11 protein-coding genes are annotated in these 13,716 nt (G+C 74.7%); 5 read left to right on the forward strand and 6 right to left on the reverse strand.

Going from position 1 to position 13,716, the window contains the following annotated elements; translation table 11 throughout:
- Nucleotides 1-74: 74 nt before the first annotated feature.
- Both RBL05_RS08900 and RBL05_RS08905 read right to left on the reverse strand, forming a co-directional pair.
- Nucleotides 75-584 (reverse strand): mycothiol transferase, encoded by a 510-nt coding sequence (locus RBL05_RS08900; RefSeq protein ID WP_308739804.1) that lies wholly within the window; start codon nt 582-584, stop codon nt 75-77.
- A gap of 564 nt (nt 585-1,148) precedes the next feature.
- Nucleotides 1,149-1,487 carry a GNAT family N-acetyltransferase gene (locus RBL05_RS08905; RefSeq protein WP_070502251.1) on the reverse strand — a complete coding sequence of 113 codons (339 nt, stop codon included), beginning with the start codon at nt 1,485-1,487 and terminating at the stop codon, nt 1,149-1,151.
- A gap of 123 nt (nt 1,488-1,610) precedes the next feature.
- Here RBL05_RS08905 and RBL05_RS08910 point away from each other — a divergent pair, with 123 nt between their 5' ends.
- Complete coding sequence (locus RBL05_RS08910; RefSeq protein ID WP_308739803.1) at nt 1,611-3,104, forward strand: aminotransferase class V-fold PLP-dependent enzyme; 1,494 nt, start codon at nt 1,611-1,613, stop codon at nt 3,102-3,104.
- A 4-nt stretch (nt 3,105-3,108) separates the two neighbouring features.
- On the opposite strand, the gene RBL05_RS08915 is transcribed toward RBL05_RS08910, so the two are convergent.
- Nucleotides 3,109-4,983, reverse strand: a complete 1,875-nt coding sequence (locus RBL05_RS08915) for a hypothetical protein (protein ID WP_308739802.1) — start codon at nt 4,981-4,983, stop codon at nt 3,109-3,111.
- A 152-nt stretch (nt 4,984-5,135) separates the two neighbouring features.
- Here RBL05_RS08915 and RBL05_RS08920 point away from each other — a divergent pair, with 152 nt between their 5' ends.
- The 4 genes from RBL05_RS08920 to RBL05_RS08935 all read left to right on the forward strand — a co-directional run bounded on the left by RBL05_RS08920 (nt 5,136) and on the right by RBL05_RS08935 (nt 9,979).
- Nucleotides 5,136-6,140: a hypothetical protein gene (locus tag RBL05_RS08920; RefSeq protein ID WP_308739801.1), complete on the forward strand. Its 1,005-nt coding sequence runs from the start codon at nt 5,136-5,138 to the stop codon at nt 6,138-6,140.
- A 1-nt stretch (nt 6,141) separates the two neighbouring features.
- Nucleotides 6,142-6,930 (forward strand): ferritin-like domain-containing protein, encoded by a 789-nt coding sequence (locus RBL05_RS08925; protein WP_010550828.1) that lies wholly within the window; start codon nt 6,142-6,144, stop codon nt 6,928-6,930.
- 132 nt (nt 6,931-7,062) lie between these two features.
- Nucleotides 7,063-8,220 carry a DUF1611 domain-containing protein gene (locus RBL05_RS08930; RefSeq protein ID WP_308739800.1) on the forward strand — a complete coding sequence of 386 codons (1,158 nt, stop codon included), beginning with the start codon at nt 7,063-7,065 and terminating at the stop codon, nt 8,218-8,220.
- A 31-nt stretch (nt 8,221-8,251) separates the two neighbouring features.
- Nucleotides 8,252-9,979: an ABC transporter transmembrane domain-containing protein gene (locus tag RBL05_RS08935; RefSeq protein ID WP_308739799.1), complete on the forward strand. Its 1,728-nt coding sequence runs from the start codon at nt 8,252-8,254 to the stop codon at nt 9,977-9,979.
- Nucleotides 9,980-10,164: 185 nt separating this feature from the next.
- On the opposite strand, the gene RBL05_RS08940 is transcribed toward RBL05_RS08935, so the two are convergent.
- The 3 genes from RBL05_RS08940 to RBL05_RS08950 form a co-directional block, all read right to left on the reverse strand.
- Nucleotides 10,165-10,803: a hypothetical protein gene (locus RBL05_RS08940; protein ID WP_308739798.1), complete on the reverse strand. Its 639-nt coding sequence runs from the start codon at nt 10,801-10,803 to the stop codon at nt 10,165-10,167.
- 206 nt (nt 10,804-11,009) lie between these two features.
- Nucleotides 11,010-11,699 (reverse strand): response regulator transcription factor, encoded by a 690-nt coding sequence (locus RBL05_RS08945; protein WP_308739797.1) that lies wholly within the window; start codon nt 11,697-11,699, stop codon nt 11,010-11,012.
- Nucleotides 11,696-13,246, reverse strand: a complete 1,551-nt coding sequence (locus RBL05_RS08950; protein WP_308739796.1) for a sensor histidine kinase — start codon at nt 13,244-13,246, stop codon at nt 11,696-11,698. The genes RBL05_RS08945 and RBL05_RS08950 overlap by 4 nt, the downstream gene beginning before the upstream one ends.
- Between the last annotated feature and the right edge of the window lie 470 nt (nt 13,247-13,716).

A 13,716-nucleotide genomic window follows, 5' to 3' on the forward strand; every position in this document is an offset into this window, starting at 1 on the left:
CCGGCCGCCATCACCTGTGCCCGGCACGGCCCCTGACGGGGGGCGGTGCCGGGCACAGTGGATTCGGCTCGGGCTCAGGCGCGCTGGGGCATCCCGAGCACGTAGGAGGCCTGGGCGAGGTGCTGGATCGCGTCGTCGACGATGCTCACCAGGCGGGCGCCGCGGGAGACGGGCGGGTCCCAGGCCTCGTCGACGATGTCGCCGAGGTCGAAGGCGGCGAGCTCGTCGAGGTAGTACTCCAGCGCATCGAGGGAGGCGAGGACGTAGTCCAGCAGCGCCTCGCCGTCCTGGACCTCGATCGCGCGGGCCTGCTCGGGGCTGTGGCCGTAGCCGACGGCGGCCCCCTCCGCGCCGAGCCCGAGGCGCTCGCCGAAGTCGTCCTTGGCCCACACCTCCTCCTGGCCGGTGAGCGCGGCGACCTGGACGTCGATCTCGCGCCCGGTGTGCCACAGCAGCCAGGCGATCGAGTTGGGGTGCCCGCCGGGGTGGGCGGCGAGCTCCAGGGGGCCCAATCGGCCGCGCAGGGAGTCGGCCACGTGACGGGGGCGGGAGGCGAGATCGCGGAGCAGGTCGATGGCGTCCATGGTCCGACGGTACCCGCCGGCGCGCCCCTCGGTCCCCAGGTCGCCGAGGATGACCTCAGCAGGTGCGGGCTCCGCGCCAAAACGAGGGCCAGGGTCCGGCACATCAGGATGCCTGCGGGCCTGAGGGCCGGAGGGCCGGAGGGCCGGAGTGCCGGCGAGCCGGCGAGCCGGCGGGCTTGCGGGCCGGCGGGCCGGCGGGCCGGCGGGCCGGCGGCGAGGTCAGGTCGCGGCGCATGGCGTGCCACTACGGCTATATAGGCATACAGGTACGCCATACGCCACTACTCGACCAGGGCCCCCGCGGCGGGGCGAGAGCAGGGCCGGCAGGGGCGGGGCCAGGCGAGAGCAGGGCCGGCAGGGGCGGGGCCAGGCGAGAGCAGGGCCAGGCGAGCAGGGGCGGGCGAGCAGGGCCAGGCGAGAGCAGCGCTGGGCCGGGCGAGCAGGAGCGGGGCCAGGCGAGAGCCGGCGGAACAGGTCCGTGCCAAGGCCGTCGGGGCAGGTCCGAGCGGGCGCAGGAGCCGGCCCGGGGAGACGCGGCACAGGTGGGGCGCGGCCCTCCGGTGTTCAGTCCTCGGCGATGACGCCGACGGCCTGATCGGGGTGGCGCTGCAGCCAGCTCTCGAGGAAGGGGCAGATCACCAGCACGGGAAGGGCGGCGGCCCGCGCCTCGGCGAGCACGGTGCGCACGAGCACGGAGGCGACGCCCTCGCCGCGGTGCTCGGGGTCGGTGACGGTGTGGATCAGCTCGATCCGGCGCCGTGTGCGCTCGTAGATCATGATCCCGACCACCTCGCCGCCGCGCACCGCCTCATAGCGTCCGGCCCGGGCGTTGTCCCTGACGGCGATCGTCTCCCCGGGCCCATGCGCGTGCTCCTCGGGGAGGCCGTCGGCTCCGATCGTCATGGCGGGGCCCCCTTTCGGCCGGTGCCTCCACGCTACGCCAGGCGGACGTCCCTGTCAGGACCGCGCAGGCGGGTCGCCCCGCCCGGGCCTCCCGTCGGCCGCGCGCGTGCGACGATGCTGGACGTGATCCCGGACCCCGCGCAGCCCCTCACCCCCTCCCCCGCTCCCGACGCACCCGCACCGCGAAGCACGGCCCCGACCGCGGAGGACTCCGCCTTCTCCCGCGCCGCGGACGCGCTGCAGCGCCACCGCGAGCCTTCGGAGGTCTGGGGCGACGAACGGGAGGCCGTGAGCCTCGCTCTGCGCTGGGCGGCCGCGCACACCACCGTCGCCACCGACCCCAAGACCACCGCCCGCAGCGCCGAGGAGCTGCAGGCCGAGGTGGGCGCGACCATCACCGAGGACGGCATCGGCGCCGCCCGCGCGATGGAGCTGTTCGACCAGGTGCTGCTGCCCGCGACCCGCTCGAGCGAGGACCCGATGAACCTCGCCTACATCCCCGCCGCGCCGACCCGGGCCGCGGTCGCCTTCGACACCGTCGTCTCCGCCGCGAACGTGTTCGGCGGGATCTGGGAGAACGGCGCCGGCGCGATCTTCGCCGAGAACCAGGTGCTGCGCTGGCTCGCGAACCTGCTGGACTGGCCGGCGGACGCCGCCGGGGTGTTCGTCTCCGGCGGCACCCAGGGGAACCTCTCGGCGCTCGCCACCGCGCGCGACCACGCGCTGCGCGAGCGGGGCCGACGCCCAGACGGGGGCTGGGCGCTGGCCTGCGCCTCGACCGCCCACTCCTCGGTCGCCTCGGCCGCGCGCCTGCTGGACATGGACGTGGTGAGCGTCCCGGTGGACGACCGCGGCCATCTCACCGGCGCCGCGCTCGAGCCGCTGCTGGCGGAGGATCCGCGGATCTGCGCGGTGGTCGCCTCGGGCGGCACCACGAACGCCGGGATCGTCGACGACCTAGCCTCCGTGGTCGAGACCGCGCACCGCCACGGCGCCTGGGTGCACGTCGACGGCGCCTACGGCGGCGCGGCGCTGGCCTCGCCGAGCGCCCGGGCGCGCTTCGCGGGCATCGAGCAGGCCGACTCCTTCATCGTGGACCCGCACAAGTGGCTGTTCGCCCCCTACGACTGCTGCGCGCTGCTGTACCGGGATGCGCGCCCGGCGGCGGCCGCGCACTCCCAGCACGCCGCCTATCTCGACTCGATCGACCGCGGTGAGTCCAACCCCTCTGACCTCGCCGCCCACCTCTCCCGCCGCACCCGCGGCCTGCCGCTGTGGTACTCGCTGGCCACCCACGGCACCGCCGCCTATGCCGCGGCGGTGGACCGCTGCCTGGACTCCGCCCGCACCGTCGCCGACGCGATCCGTGCGAGCGAGCACCTCGAGCTGCTCATGGAGCCGGAGCTGTCGGTGGTGGTGTTCCGTCGGCCGGGCTGGACGCCTGCCGCCTATCGCCGCTGGTCGCAGCGCCTGGCGAAGGACGGGACGATGCTGTGCGTGCCCACTGCGTTCCGGGGCGAGATCGCGCTGCGCCTCGCCTTCGTGAATCCGGCGACGGATTCGCGGGCCGTGATCGCAGTGCTCGAGGAGACCATGCGGGAGGCCGACGGGAGCTGAGCGCTCAGGCGCTCTCCGCCCGCTCGTCGCCGTCGTCCTCGAAGTCGCGCCCGGATCGCACGTCGGCGGCGCGCCCGGCTCCGTGCCCTGCCCCGTCCCCGGTCCGCTCGGCTCCGCCCTCGACCTCGCGAGCCGCCTCCAGCTCCGTCACGAGCCCCGCGACGCGGGCGGCGTCCTCGTCCCGGCCCAGCGCCTCGTAGGCGGAGCGGGCCCGGCGGGCGGCGCGGCGCGCGGCCGCGGTCTCGCCGCGCCGGGCGAGCAGGTCGGCGTGGCGGTCGTCGAGATAGGCCGCCCAGTAGCGGGCGCGCGCGTCGTGCCCCTTGGGCATCCGCCCGATCGCGTCGAGCACCTCGCGGCGACGGGCCTCGTAGCCGGCCTGGTCGGTCCCCTGCTCCCCGCGGGCGAGCGCATCGCCGGCGACGATCAGCACCCCCATACGGGCATCGACCAGGTGGTCCCACAGCAGCTCGGGCGGCAGGTCCCAGCCGGAGTCGGGGCGGGTGCGGCGCTCGATCTCGCGGGCGGCGACGTGCACCGCCCCGGAGCGCCCCAGGTCCAGCGCCCGCCGCATCGCCAGGGCGTTCGCGCTCAGCTCGGTGCGCAGCCTCTCGGAGCGCTCCACGCGCGGGGTGTCGAGGTCGTCGACGAGCCAGCGCGCCGCCGCGGCCAGGCGTTGCAGCTCCCCGAGGGAGGCTGCGTGGTCGCCGGCGCGCTCGTGGAGGCTCGCGGCCAGCCGCGCCGCCTCGAGCAGGGAGCGGTGGTCACGGTGCTCGCGAGCGAGGGCGCGGGCCTGCTCGAGCGGCACCCACGCCGCGTCCAGCCGCTCGGCCTGGAGGCGCTGGGCGGTGACGGCCAGTAGCGGGGCGATCCGCAGCCGGTCCTGCTCGAGGGTGCGCTGCAGGGAGAGCAGGCGCCCCGCGGTGAAGCCGGCGAGATCCGTCGCGCCGGCCGCCATCAGCGCCTTCAGCAGCGAGGTGATCAGCCCGATCCGCAGCGGGGGGTCATCCACGTCGGCGAGCCCGCCGAGCGCCTCGAGGGCGTGGTGCGCGGCGACGACGGGCCGCTCCTGCCGGAGCAACCGGGCGAGGAGGGCGTGGGCCCCGGTCTCCAGGCGCCAGGGGTCCGCGGGGGCCTCCCCGCGCTCCGTCGCCTGCTGCGCGGTCAGCTCGAGCACGTCGAGGGCGAGGCTCACGGCCCCGTCGACGTCGCCGACGGCCTCGAGGGCCTGCGCGAGCCGGAGCCGCAGCTCGCGCTCGGGGTCCTCGAGCAGCGCCTCGCGCACCTCGGGAAGGGCGGCGAGCGCGGCACGGAGCCGGGCCACGGCGCGGCGCGGGTCGACGGTGCCGCCCCGTCCCCCGTCGGGGCCGGGCAGGGAGCTGGCCTCGAGGGCGCGCACGACGGCGAGCATCGGGGCGGAGGCGCGGAGGGCCTCGCCGCGGCGTCGACCCCGGGCCCCGGTGCCCGTCCGGTCGGGCGCCTCGGCGAGCGGGCCGCGCTCGAGCAGGACCTGCACCACGGCCGCGGCCTGCTCGGTGCGTCCGCTGCGGTGCAGCAGGGAGACGAGGTCCGCGGAGTCGCTCTCGGCCTGCGCGGTGTCCCCGCTCCGCAGCGCGCCGCGCAGCGCCGCCCGCAGCAGCGCGGCGCGCTCCGCGGGGCGGGAGGTGCGGCGTCGGAACTCCGCGGCGAGGCGGCGCGCCTCCTGGAGGCGTCCGGCCGAGATGAGATCGCTCACCCGGGCGGCCGCCTGCGCCACGTCCCGGGGGCGGGCGAGCGGGAGCTCGGCGGGATGCAGCGCGATGCGCAGCGCCTCGGGTCCGGGCAGGTCCCGCCCGGCGCGGTCGTCGCCCGGCACCGGCAGCGAGGCGGCACCTGAGGTCATCACACGACGAAACCTACCAAGCCGGGCATCGCCCGGCCTGACCTCGCGCTCGGGCATCCTCCAGGGCTTCTCCGTACACTGTTCCCGGTCGCGCCGCCGCGGTGCGAGGCTCCGCGCCGCCCGCCGACCCGATCCTGAGAGAGAGGTGGAAGGTGACCGTCGACCTCACCGCGGACCCGTCGGCTCATGCCGACGACGACAGGGACCGGATCACGGGGACACCGGGCGCAGAGGCTCCCTCCCCCGAGGCCGCCGCAGCCCCGGGCCCCGTCGGGACCCCGGATCCGCACGCGTCGCTGCCGACCACCGGCCGCTACGCCGGCCATCTCCACTTCGACGAGACGATCACCCCCGTGCTGCGCACCGACTTCGACGTCGAGGCGTACACGAAGCGCGGCACCAGCCGGATCGCCGTCGACACCGAGCTCCTCGCCTCCCAGGAGCCGCTGCGCGACCAGGAGCGCCTCGCCCTCGGCGTGCTGCAGCGCATGGAGTCCTCCGGGCTCGCCGAGGCGCGGACGATGCTCTCGACCGTCACCGCGAACGAAGCCAGGATCACCGCCTTCCTCGCGACCTGGCTGGTGGACCGCCACTGGCAGGCCCGTGCGCTGCGCGATCTGCTCACCGGCGACCACCCCGTCGAGCGCCCCGCCCCGTCCCGTCGGCCGAGCCGCGTCGCCGTGCTGCGCCGCCTCCACGTGGACCGCGTCCAACCGCTGCTGACCCCGCTGTGGAACGCCGCGGCCGGCGAGCCCGTCGCCGCCGGCCACATGGCCCGCATGGCGATCCAGGAGGCCTCGCTCGTGGCGGGGCTCGATGCGATCGCGCGACGCCTGGGCGGCGAGGCCGAGCGCGTGGTCCGCACCGTGCGCGCCCGCCAGGAGGCGGCGGTCGACTTCTTCACCCAGGAGGCCATCGGCCGCATCACCCGCTCACGCAAGGAGGCCGTCGTCGCACGGCTCGTGCTGAGCCTGGGCTCCCCGCTGCACGGCGGCGGGGTGCCCGATCCCGACCTCGACGCAGCGCTGCAGGTGCTGGGCGCTGATCCCCGCGATTGCGCCGGCCTCCACCGCGCCCGACGGGAGATCACCCGGCTGCTGCCCGGCCCGGACCTCCCCGACGCCCACCTGCTCTCCCTGCCCCGTTCCGGAGCGTGACATGGCCTTCGACATCGATCATTTCGCCGAGACCTCGCTGCCCGTCAAGTACGCGGATCTCGACTTCGACCTCTTCGACGAGCAGCCGCTGGACGCGCAGACGCTGCGCTCCCTGCGCTACATGTGCGACGTCGAGTACCACACCTCCTGCTTCATGCGCGATCTGCTGGTGACCCCCTCGCACCGCGAGGAGGAGGCCGGCGGCTTCATGACCGTGTGGAACCGCGAGGAGTACTGGCACGGCGAGGCCCTCGCCCGGGTGCTCGGCCGGCACGGGATCGTCGTGGACTACGACGAGGTCAAGGCCAAGCGCGTCAAGCTCGGCTGGCGGGCCGCGCTCGGTCCGATGAAGCAGTCCTCGCTGTCGAACCTGGTGGGCAAGGACTTCCTCGCGGTGCACATGACCTGGGGCGCGGCCAACGAGCTCTCAGCCGTAGCCGCCTACCGCCGGCTCTCCGCCATGGTCGACCACCCGGTGATGACCCCGCTGCTCAAGCGGATCGCGCAGCAGGAGACGCGGCACGTCGCCTACTACACGACCTCGGCGCGGAGGTACCTCGAGGCCTCCGAGCGGGCGCCGAAGCTGGTGCGCCTGGTGATGTCGAAGGTGTGGAAGCCGGTGGGCAGCGGGATGATGGACGAGTCCGAGGTGCGCCACGTCATGAACCACCTCTTCGCCCATCAGGGCGACGAGCTGGACAAGCTCGACAAGCGGGTCCAGAAGATGCATGGCCTGGACGGGCTGACGATCTTCCGCAACGCCTTCGCGCGCCTCGGCGTACCCGCCTGACCTGCAGTTCCTTTCCTGAGATTCGTCTCATCATCGCTTCATCGGCGCTTCATCCCCCGTCGGTTCACTGCTCCTCGTACGGCAGGCCCGTCCCTGGGCCGGCCACGGACCCACCCACCGAGGAGCCCCGAGATGACGATCCTGCACCCCGAGACCACCGCCGCGACGCTCACCGCCACGAGTCCCGGGAGGGCGCCGCAGGACGTGCGCTCCCGCGTCGAGCGGGCCAAGCACGCGTTCTCCACCCGCACCGTCGGCGCGCACCTGCGCCGCGCCCGGGAGGTCGAGCTGATCATTGGCGAGCACACGCCGCAGCCCGGCGAGGTCGTGCTCGCCCGGGTCACCAGGATCGGCCAGCACAAGCGCCTGGAGAGCCCCGTCTCCCGCCGCCAGATCCTCTTCCCCGGTGATGAGATCGTCGTCGCCTACGGCAGCCGCTACGCCGCCGACCAGTTCCTCGCGATGATCCCCGGCGACCTCGGCCCCGCCCATCTCGCGGCCGCCGGCGGTCTGGCCTCCCGCGTGCTCGAGCAGCACTCCGGCGTCGGCTCCCCCACCGAGATCGAGCCGATCGGTGTGATCCGCGACGAGCACGGCCCGCTGACCCTCGCCCGCACCGCCTCCCACCAGGTGCTGCGCTCGATCACCGCACGCACCGACCGCCCCGCCCATCACGTCCCCGTCATCGCCGTGCTCGGCACCTCGATGAACTCCGGGAAGTCGACGGTGCTGGCCCATCTCGCGCACGGCCTCGCCGCGGCCGGGCTGCGCGTGGCCGCCGGGAAGGCGACCGGCACCGGCGCGGGCAACGACGTGGGCCTCTTCCTCGACGCGGGCGCGCACCGCGTCCTGGACTTCACCGATTTCGGCTACTCCTCCACCTTCCAGGTCGACGTCGAGGAGGTGCGGGACCTGTTCCTGTCGATGGCCGACGAGCTGGCCGGCGGCGCCGCCCGTCCCGACGTGGTGCTGCTGGAGATCGCCGACGGCGTCTACCAGGGCGAGACCGCGCGCCTGCTCGCCGATGCCGAGGTCGGTGCGGTCGTGGACCGGGTCGTGTTCGCGGCCGGCGACGCGCTGGGCGCCGTCGGCGGCGTCGCGGCGCTCGCGGAGCTCGGTCGGGCGCCGTCGGTCGTCTCCGGCGTGGTGACCAGCTCGCCGCTGGCGACCGCGGAGGCGCGCCGCGCCCTGGACGTGCCCGTGGCGGGCACCTTCGACCTCACCGAGGCGGGGGTGGCCCACGGTCTGGTCGAGGACCTGCTGGAGGAGCGCATCGCCGATGCGTCGTGACCGTGCGGCGAGCCGACCGGAAGGCGGGGCGATGCGTCGTCAGCGCGAGCCGGAGCTGCAGGCGAACGGGCTGCTGAAGAACCCTCCCCCGCTGCCCCCGCTGATGAGGGGACGGCGTCGGCTGTGGCTGTCCGGGCTGGTGGCTCTGGGCCTCGGGCAGGCGGCGCTCGGCGCGCTGTCCGCCTGGGCGCTGGTGACCCTGCAGAGCTCTCCGCCGGGGCTGTCCCCGGTGCTGCTGCGGGCTCTGCTGCTGCTGGTGCTGACGGCGCTGGCGATCGGTGCGCTGACCGTGCACCAGCGGGTGCTCGCCGAGAAGCTCGGCCAGGACTACGTCCACCAGCTGCGCCTGACCCTGCTGGGCGATGCGCTCACCCCTGGGCACTCGACCTCGCTCGGCGTGACCGTCGCCCGCACCACCAACGACCTCTCCGGGGTGCGCAACTGGGTCTCCCAGGGCATCGCCCCGCTGACCGTCGGGGTGCCGCTGATCCTGGGCAGTCTGGGAACCCTCGTCGTGCTGCATCCGCTGCTCGCCCTCGCGATGGCGGTACCGCTGGTGGTGCTGGGGCTGTGCCTGCTGGTGTGGGCGCGGACCGCGCTGATCAAGACCCGGCGCATGCGCCGCACCCGCGGCCGTCTCGCCTCCCGCATCGCCGACACCGTCACCGCCTCCGAGGGGATCCTCGCCGCGGGCGGGTCGAAGCGGGAGCTGCGCAACCTGCGCGAGGCCTCGGGGAACCTGGTGGAGATCGCGGTGGACCGGGCCGAGACCGTCGGCACCCTCCGCGCCGGCGGCGTGGTCGCCTCGACGCTGACCACACTGCTGGTGGCTGCGACCGGGATCTACCTGGGCCAGCCCCCGGGCGTGACCATGGCGGCGATGGCCGTCGCCGGGATCGCGTCCTCGCCGGTGCTGGAGATCGGGCGGATCGTCGAATACCGACAGACCCACCTCGCGGCCCGGATGGTGCTGGGCCCGGCGCTGGCCGGGGCCGAGCAGCGCCGCCACCGCGCCGAGGAGCGCCGCCGGCTCTCCGCCCAGGTCGAGGCCCCGAACACGGTGGCCGACGGGTCCGCGTCGGTGCACCTGCAGCTGCCCGGCCTCACCGCCGCTAATGCCCCGCTGGTGGCCGGGCTCCGGGACCGGGTGCGCCTGGTCTCCGAGGACCCGCGCGCCCCGCAGGAGATGCTGCGCCGCGTGCTGGAGCTCGCCCCTGGCCCCGAGCTCGCCGCACCGGACTCGGTGTGGGTCGACGGGCAGAACCTGCGCACGCTCGGCCCGAAGCGGGTGCGGCGCCTGGTGGGCCACGCCGCCGCCGGCACCGTGTTCGAGCGCGGCACCGTGGGGCGGGCGCTGCACTACCGCCGCCCCGACCTCGACGCCGCCCACGACCAGGAGATCCTCGACCTGGTGGGGCTGGATGTCGACTCCCTCCCCCGCGGGGGTCGCACCCCGCTGCGCCGCGGCGGGGAGCCGCTGGACCGCTCGGGCCGGGCCCGACTCGCACTCGCCCGCGCGATGTACGGCACCCCGCCGCTGCTGCTGATCGACGGCCTCGAGGGCGACCTCGACGACGACGGCCGGCGCATGCTGGACCGGGTGCTGAGCTCCTATCCGGGGGTGGTGGTGATGGCCGGCTCCGGGAGGCTCACGCAGCGGCTGGGCGCGCGGGAGCACCGGCTGCACGCCCTGCAGGCAGGGACGATGCCGCAGCGGGAGACAGTGGGCGGCCGCGCCGACCGCGAGGACGAGGACTGAGGCCTCCCCGGCATCCCGCACAGGCGGGGTGCCGGGGAGTCGGAGAGAATGAGCCCGGACGAAGCCATTGCCGTCCGGGCTCTGGCTGTGCTCCGGGCTCTGTCGGTGCTCCGGACTCTGTCTGTGCGGAAACGATGCCTACGGGGCCGGCTCAGTTGTCGGCCTAAGGGCGGCGCCGTGGCGGCTCAGTCGTCATCGTCGTCGTCATCATCGTCATCATCGTCGTCATCGGCATCATCGTCGTCGGCGCACTCGAGCTCGCCGTCGTCCCATTCGCAGACGCCGGAGGGACGCTGCGGAGGCGCCGGTGCGGGCTTCGCGGGCGCGGGCCTCGAGCCCTCCGAGGAAGAGCCGCCGGACGAAGAGCCTCCGGAGGAGGACCCGCCAGAGGATCCACCGGAGGAGGAGCCCTCGGAGGAGGAGCCGCCGGTCGAGGGCTGCTGCTCGGCCGGGGCGGCGGGCGCAGGGGCAGGGGCCGGCTCGGGTTCGGGCGAGGGCTCGGCCTCGATCGCACCGACGCCGGTGTCGGAGTGGATCCCGCGCACCGGCTGCTCGGTCGCGGCCGGGCGGGGCAGCGCCACGGCGGAGCCGTCGGCCGACGGATCCGCGCCCGCGGCTGCCGGGTCGGTCCCGTCGGCGGAGCGGGGGTCCTCCCCGCCGGCGACCCCACCGGCGCGGGCGTCGCCGCCGGCATCGGAGGCGTCGCCGATGGTGATCCCGGCACGCTCCTGCGGGCCCTCCTCCTCGACCGAGGGCAGCACGGCGAGCGCGGCCGCGGCGAGCGCGACGGACACGATGATCCCGGTGGTGCGAAGAGCCTTCATGTCCGCGAGGCTCCCAGCACGCGATGAGACCCCTGTGAAGGGTCGATGAGAAGACTCTCATGAAGCCGCTTCGTGGGCCGTGGCCTGCGGCGACGCGCCGTCGAGAGGGGCGGCCGGTGAGACGCGCGGCCGGACCGCGGACCCGGCCGGAGAGCGGGTGCGGCCGACGGGGCCTCGACCCGCGAGGGCGCGGCCGGCGGGGGCGCTCAGGCGGCGGGGTCGACCATCTTGTAGCCCGCCCCGCGCACGGTCACCAGGCGGGGCGCGCCGAGCTTGCCGCGCAGGTAGCCGACGTACACGTCCACCACGTTCGAGGCGCCGTCGTAGTCGTAGCCCCACACTTTCGACAGCAGCAGGTCGCGGGTGAGGACCTGGCCCGGATTCTCCAGGAACACGCGCGCCATGGTGAACTCGCGCGAGGACAGCTCCACCTCGCGCGGGGCGCCGTCGACGGTGCACTCGGCGATACGGCTGCGCAGGTCCAGGGAGAGGTCCCCGAGGGTGAGCACATCGGCGCTGACGGCGCCGGCGCCGGCGGTCGCCTCCCGGGCGCGCAGCTTCACCCGCGCCAGCAGCTCCTCGAAGCGGAAGGGCTTGGCGATGTAGTCGTTCGCCCCGCTCTCGAGCCCCTGCACCGTGTCCTCCACGCCGGTGCGGGCGGTGACCATCAGGATCGGGATCTGCACGTCCATGTCGCGCAGCGCCTTCAGCACCTGGAAGCCGTCCATGCGCGGCAGGCCCACGTCGAGGATCAGCAGGTCGAACTCCCCGCCGGAGGCGAGGTCGAGCGCGGCGATGCCGTCCTCCACCACGGTGGTCGCGTAGCCGTTGGCCTTCAGGCCCCGCTCCATGAAGCGCGCGATCCGCGCCTCGTCCTCGGCGATGAGGATCCTCATCCCTGCTCCCTCCGGGGTGGCTCGTCGGTCTCGTCGTCGGAGCGGTGCGTCGCCCGCGTCCCAGTATGACCGCTCCCGGGCTCCGCACCCTCGCCGACAGCACTGGGGGCCTGGGCGCTGAACTGCGGGAACACGATCGTGAAGGTCGATCCCCTGGCGAGCCGGGAGAGCAGCCGCACCGCCCCGGCGTGGCCCTCCGCGATCGCCTGCACGATCGGCAGGCCCAGCCCGGAGCCGGCGCCGCGCGCGCCCTCGGCCCGGGTGAATCGCTCGAAGACGCGCTGCTGGTCCTCCTCGGCGATGCCCACGCCCTCGTCGCGCACGCTGACGTGGATCTCCGGCCCCTCGGGCCCGAGCACCTGGTCCACGCCGAACCAGATCCGGGTCCCGTCGTCGCTGTAGCGCACCGCGTTCGCGGCGAGCTGCACGACCGCCTGGGTGAGGCGCTGCTCGTCAGCCTCGGCGACCACCTCGGCCGTGCGCTCGAGGATCCACTCCCGCTCCCCGATGTGCTCGATGCGGGCGAAGGCGGAGCGGGTGAAGGAGGCGAGGTCCACCGGGCGGAGCTTCACGTAGTCGGGGCGGGAGGAGGCGGCGAGCTCGGAGAGGTCCCCGACCACACGGCCCATCCGGTCCAGCTCCTCCATCGCGATCTGGTGCGACTCGGCGACGTCATCGGGGTCCTGCACGTCGGTGGTCTCCAGCGTGCCGCGCACGATGGTGAGCGGGGTGCGCAGCTCGTGGCCGACGTCGCTCATGAAGCGGCGCTGCTCGGCGAAGCCCTCCTGGATCCGCTCGAGCATGCGGTTGAAGTTCTGGGCGAGCGCGGAGATGTCGTCCCCGCCGTCCGGGACCTGCACCCGGTGCTCGAGATCCGTGACCGTGACCTGCTCGGTCGCGCCGCGCAGGTCCACCAGCGGCCGCAGCAGACGCCCGGTGACGACATAGCCCACCCAGCCGGCCAGCAGCAGCGCCAGCACGGACATCCCCGAGAACAGTGCCACGCTCTGCCACAGCTCGCGTCGCTGCGCGCCGATGTCGTTGGCGACCACGAACACGCCCTGCTGCTCGTCGCCGGCCACCGAGACCGACGCGATCAGCACGCGCAGGTCCCGGCCGTGGGCCTCCATCGGCACGATGACCGTCTTGTCCGGCACCTGCGCGTCGAGGATCTCGGCGAGGACCATCTCGGACTCGGCCGTGATCGCGGCGGCCTCGGCGTGCGAGGCGTCCTCAGGCGGCTCGGGCAGCAGCGCGAAGTCCTGCTGTCGGGGCTGGTAGCGCGGCTCCCCGTCGATCAGGGCGATCACTGACTCGTGGTCGGAGGGAGCGGCGGAGTCGGTGGCGTTGACCAGAACGCTGTCGACCGTGGTGTGGATCGTCTCGCCGTCCGCGTCGGTGGAGTTGGCGATCAGGGAGAGCTCGCTGTGCTCCTGCCACAGCTCGGCCTCGACCCGCTGGTCCAGGGCCCGGAACTGCGCGGCGAAGGTGAGCACGCCCGTGACGGCGAGGCCGCCGGCGATGAAGACGAGCAGGGTGGAGAGCACACGGGTCCGGACCGTCCAGCGGCGGGGGCCGCGCGGGGGACGGGGGCGGGCGGTGCGGGGCGAGGTGCGGGGGCTGCGCGGGGTGCCGGAGCGGCGCGAGGAGCGAGGGCGGGCGGAGGCGCCGGACCGGGGTTGGGTGCCAGGCCGAGGTTCCGCGCCGGGGCGAGGCTCTGCGTCAGTGCGGGGCGGGGTGCGGGGGCCGCTGGGGCGGGTCTCGTCGGCCACCATGCGCTCCTCCCGCTCATGCTCCGCTTCCCACCCAGTCCCGGAGCGGGACGGCGCGGGGCCATGGTCGACTGATGGCGTATACGGCACCACTATGCCAATAACGGCATAGAGGTACGCCATGCGCCATCACCTGACCATTCCCGGTCCGACGAGGCCGGCGGGGAGGGACAGGCGCGGAGCAGGCTGGGGCGGGCCGGACAGGGCGGAACGAGACGGGGCGGGCAGGCCGTGAGACGCCGGGA

It is taken from the genome of Brachybacterium sp. GU-2 (assembly GCF_030866705.2).
Taxonomy (GTDB): Bacteria; Actinomycetota; Actinomycetes; order Actinomycetales; family Dermabacteraceae; genus Brachybacterium; species Brachybacterium conglomeratum.

Coding starts and splice junctions, on each gene's coding strand:
- RBL05_RS08900 (WP_308739804.1), bottom strand. CDS start 584: ATGGACGCCATCGACCTGCTCCGCGATCTCGCCTCCCGCCCCCGTCAC.
- RBL05_RS08905 (WP_070502251.1), bottom strand. CDS start 1,487: ATGACGATCGGAGCCGACGGCCTCCCCGAGGAGCACGCGCATGGGCCC.
- RBL05_RS08915 (WP_308739802.1), bottom strand. CDS start 4,983: ATGACCTCAGGTGCCGCCTCGCTGCCGGTGCCGGGCGACGACCGCGCC.
- RBL05_RS08925 (WP_010550828.1), top strand. CDS start 6,142: ATGGCCTTCGACATCGATCATTTCGCCGAGACCTCGCTGCCCGTCAAG.
- RBL05_RS08930 (WP_308739800.1), top strand. CDS start 7,063: ATGACGATCCTGCACCCCGAGACCACCGCCGCGACGCTCACCGCCACG.
- RBL05_RS08935 (WP_308739799.1), top strand. CDS start 8,252: ATGCGTCGTCAGCGCGAGCCGGAGCTGCAGGCGAACGGGCTGCTGAAG.
- RBL05_RS08940 (WP_308739798.1), bottom strand. CDS start 10,803: ATGAAGGCTCTTCGCACCACCGGGATCATCGTGTCCGTCGCGCTCGCC.
- RBL05_RS08945 (WP_308739797.1), bottom strand. CDS start 11,699: ATGAGGATCCTCATCGCCGAGGACGAGGCGCGGATCGCGCGCTTCATG.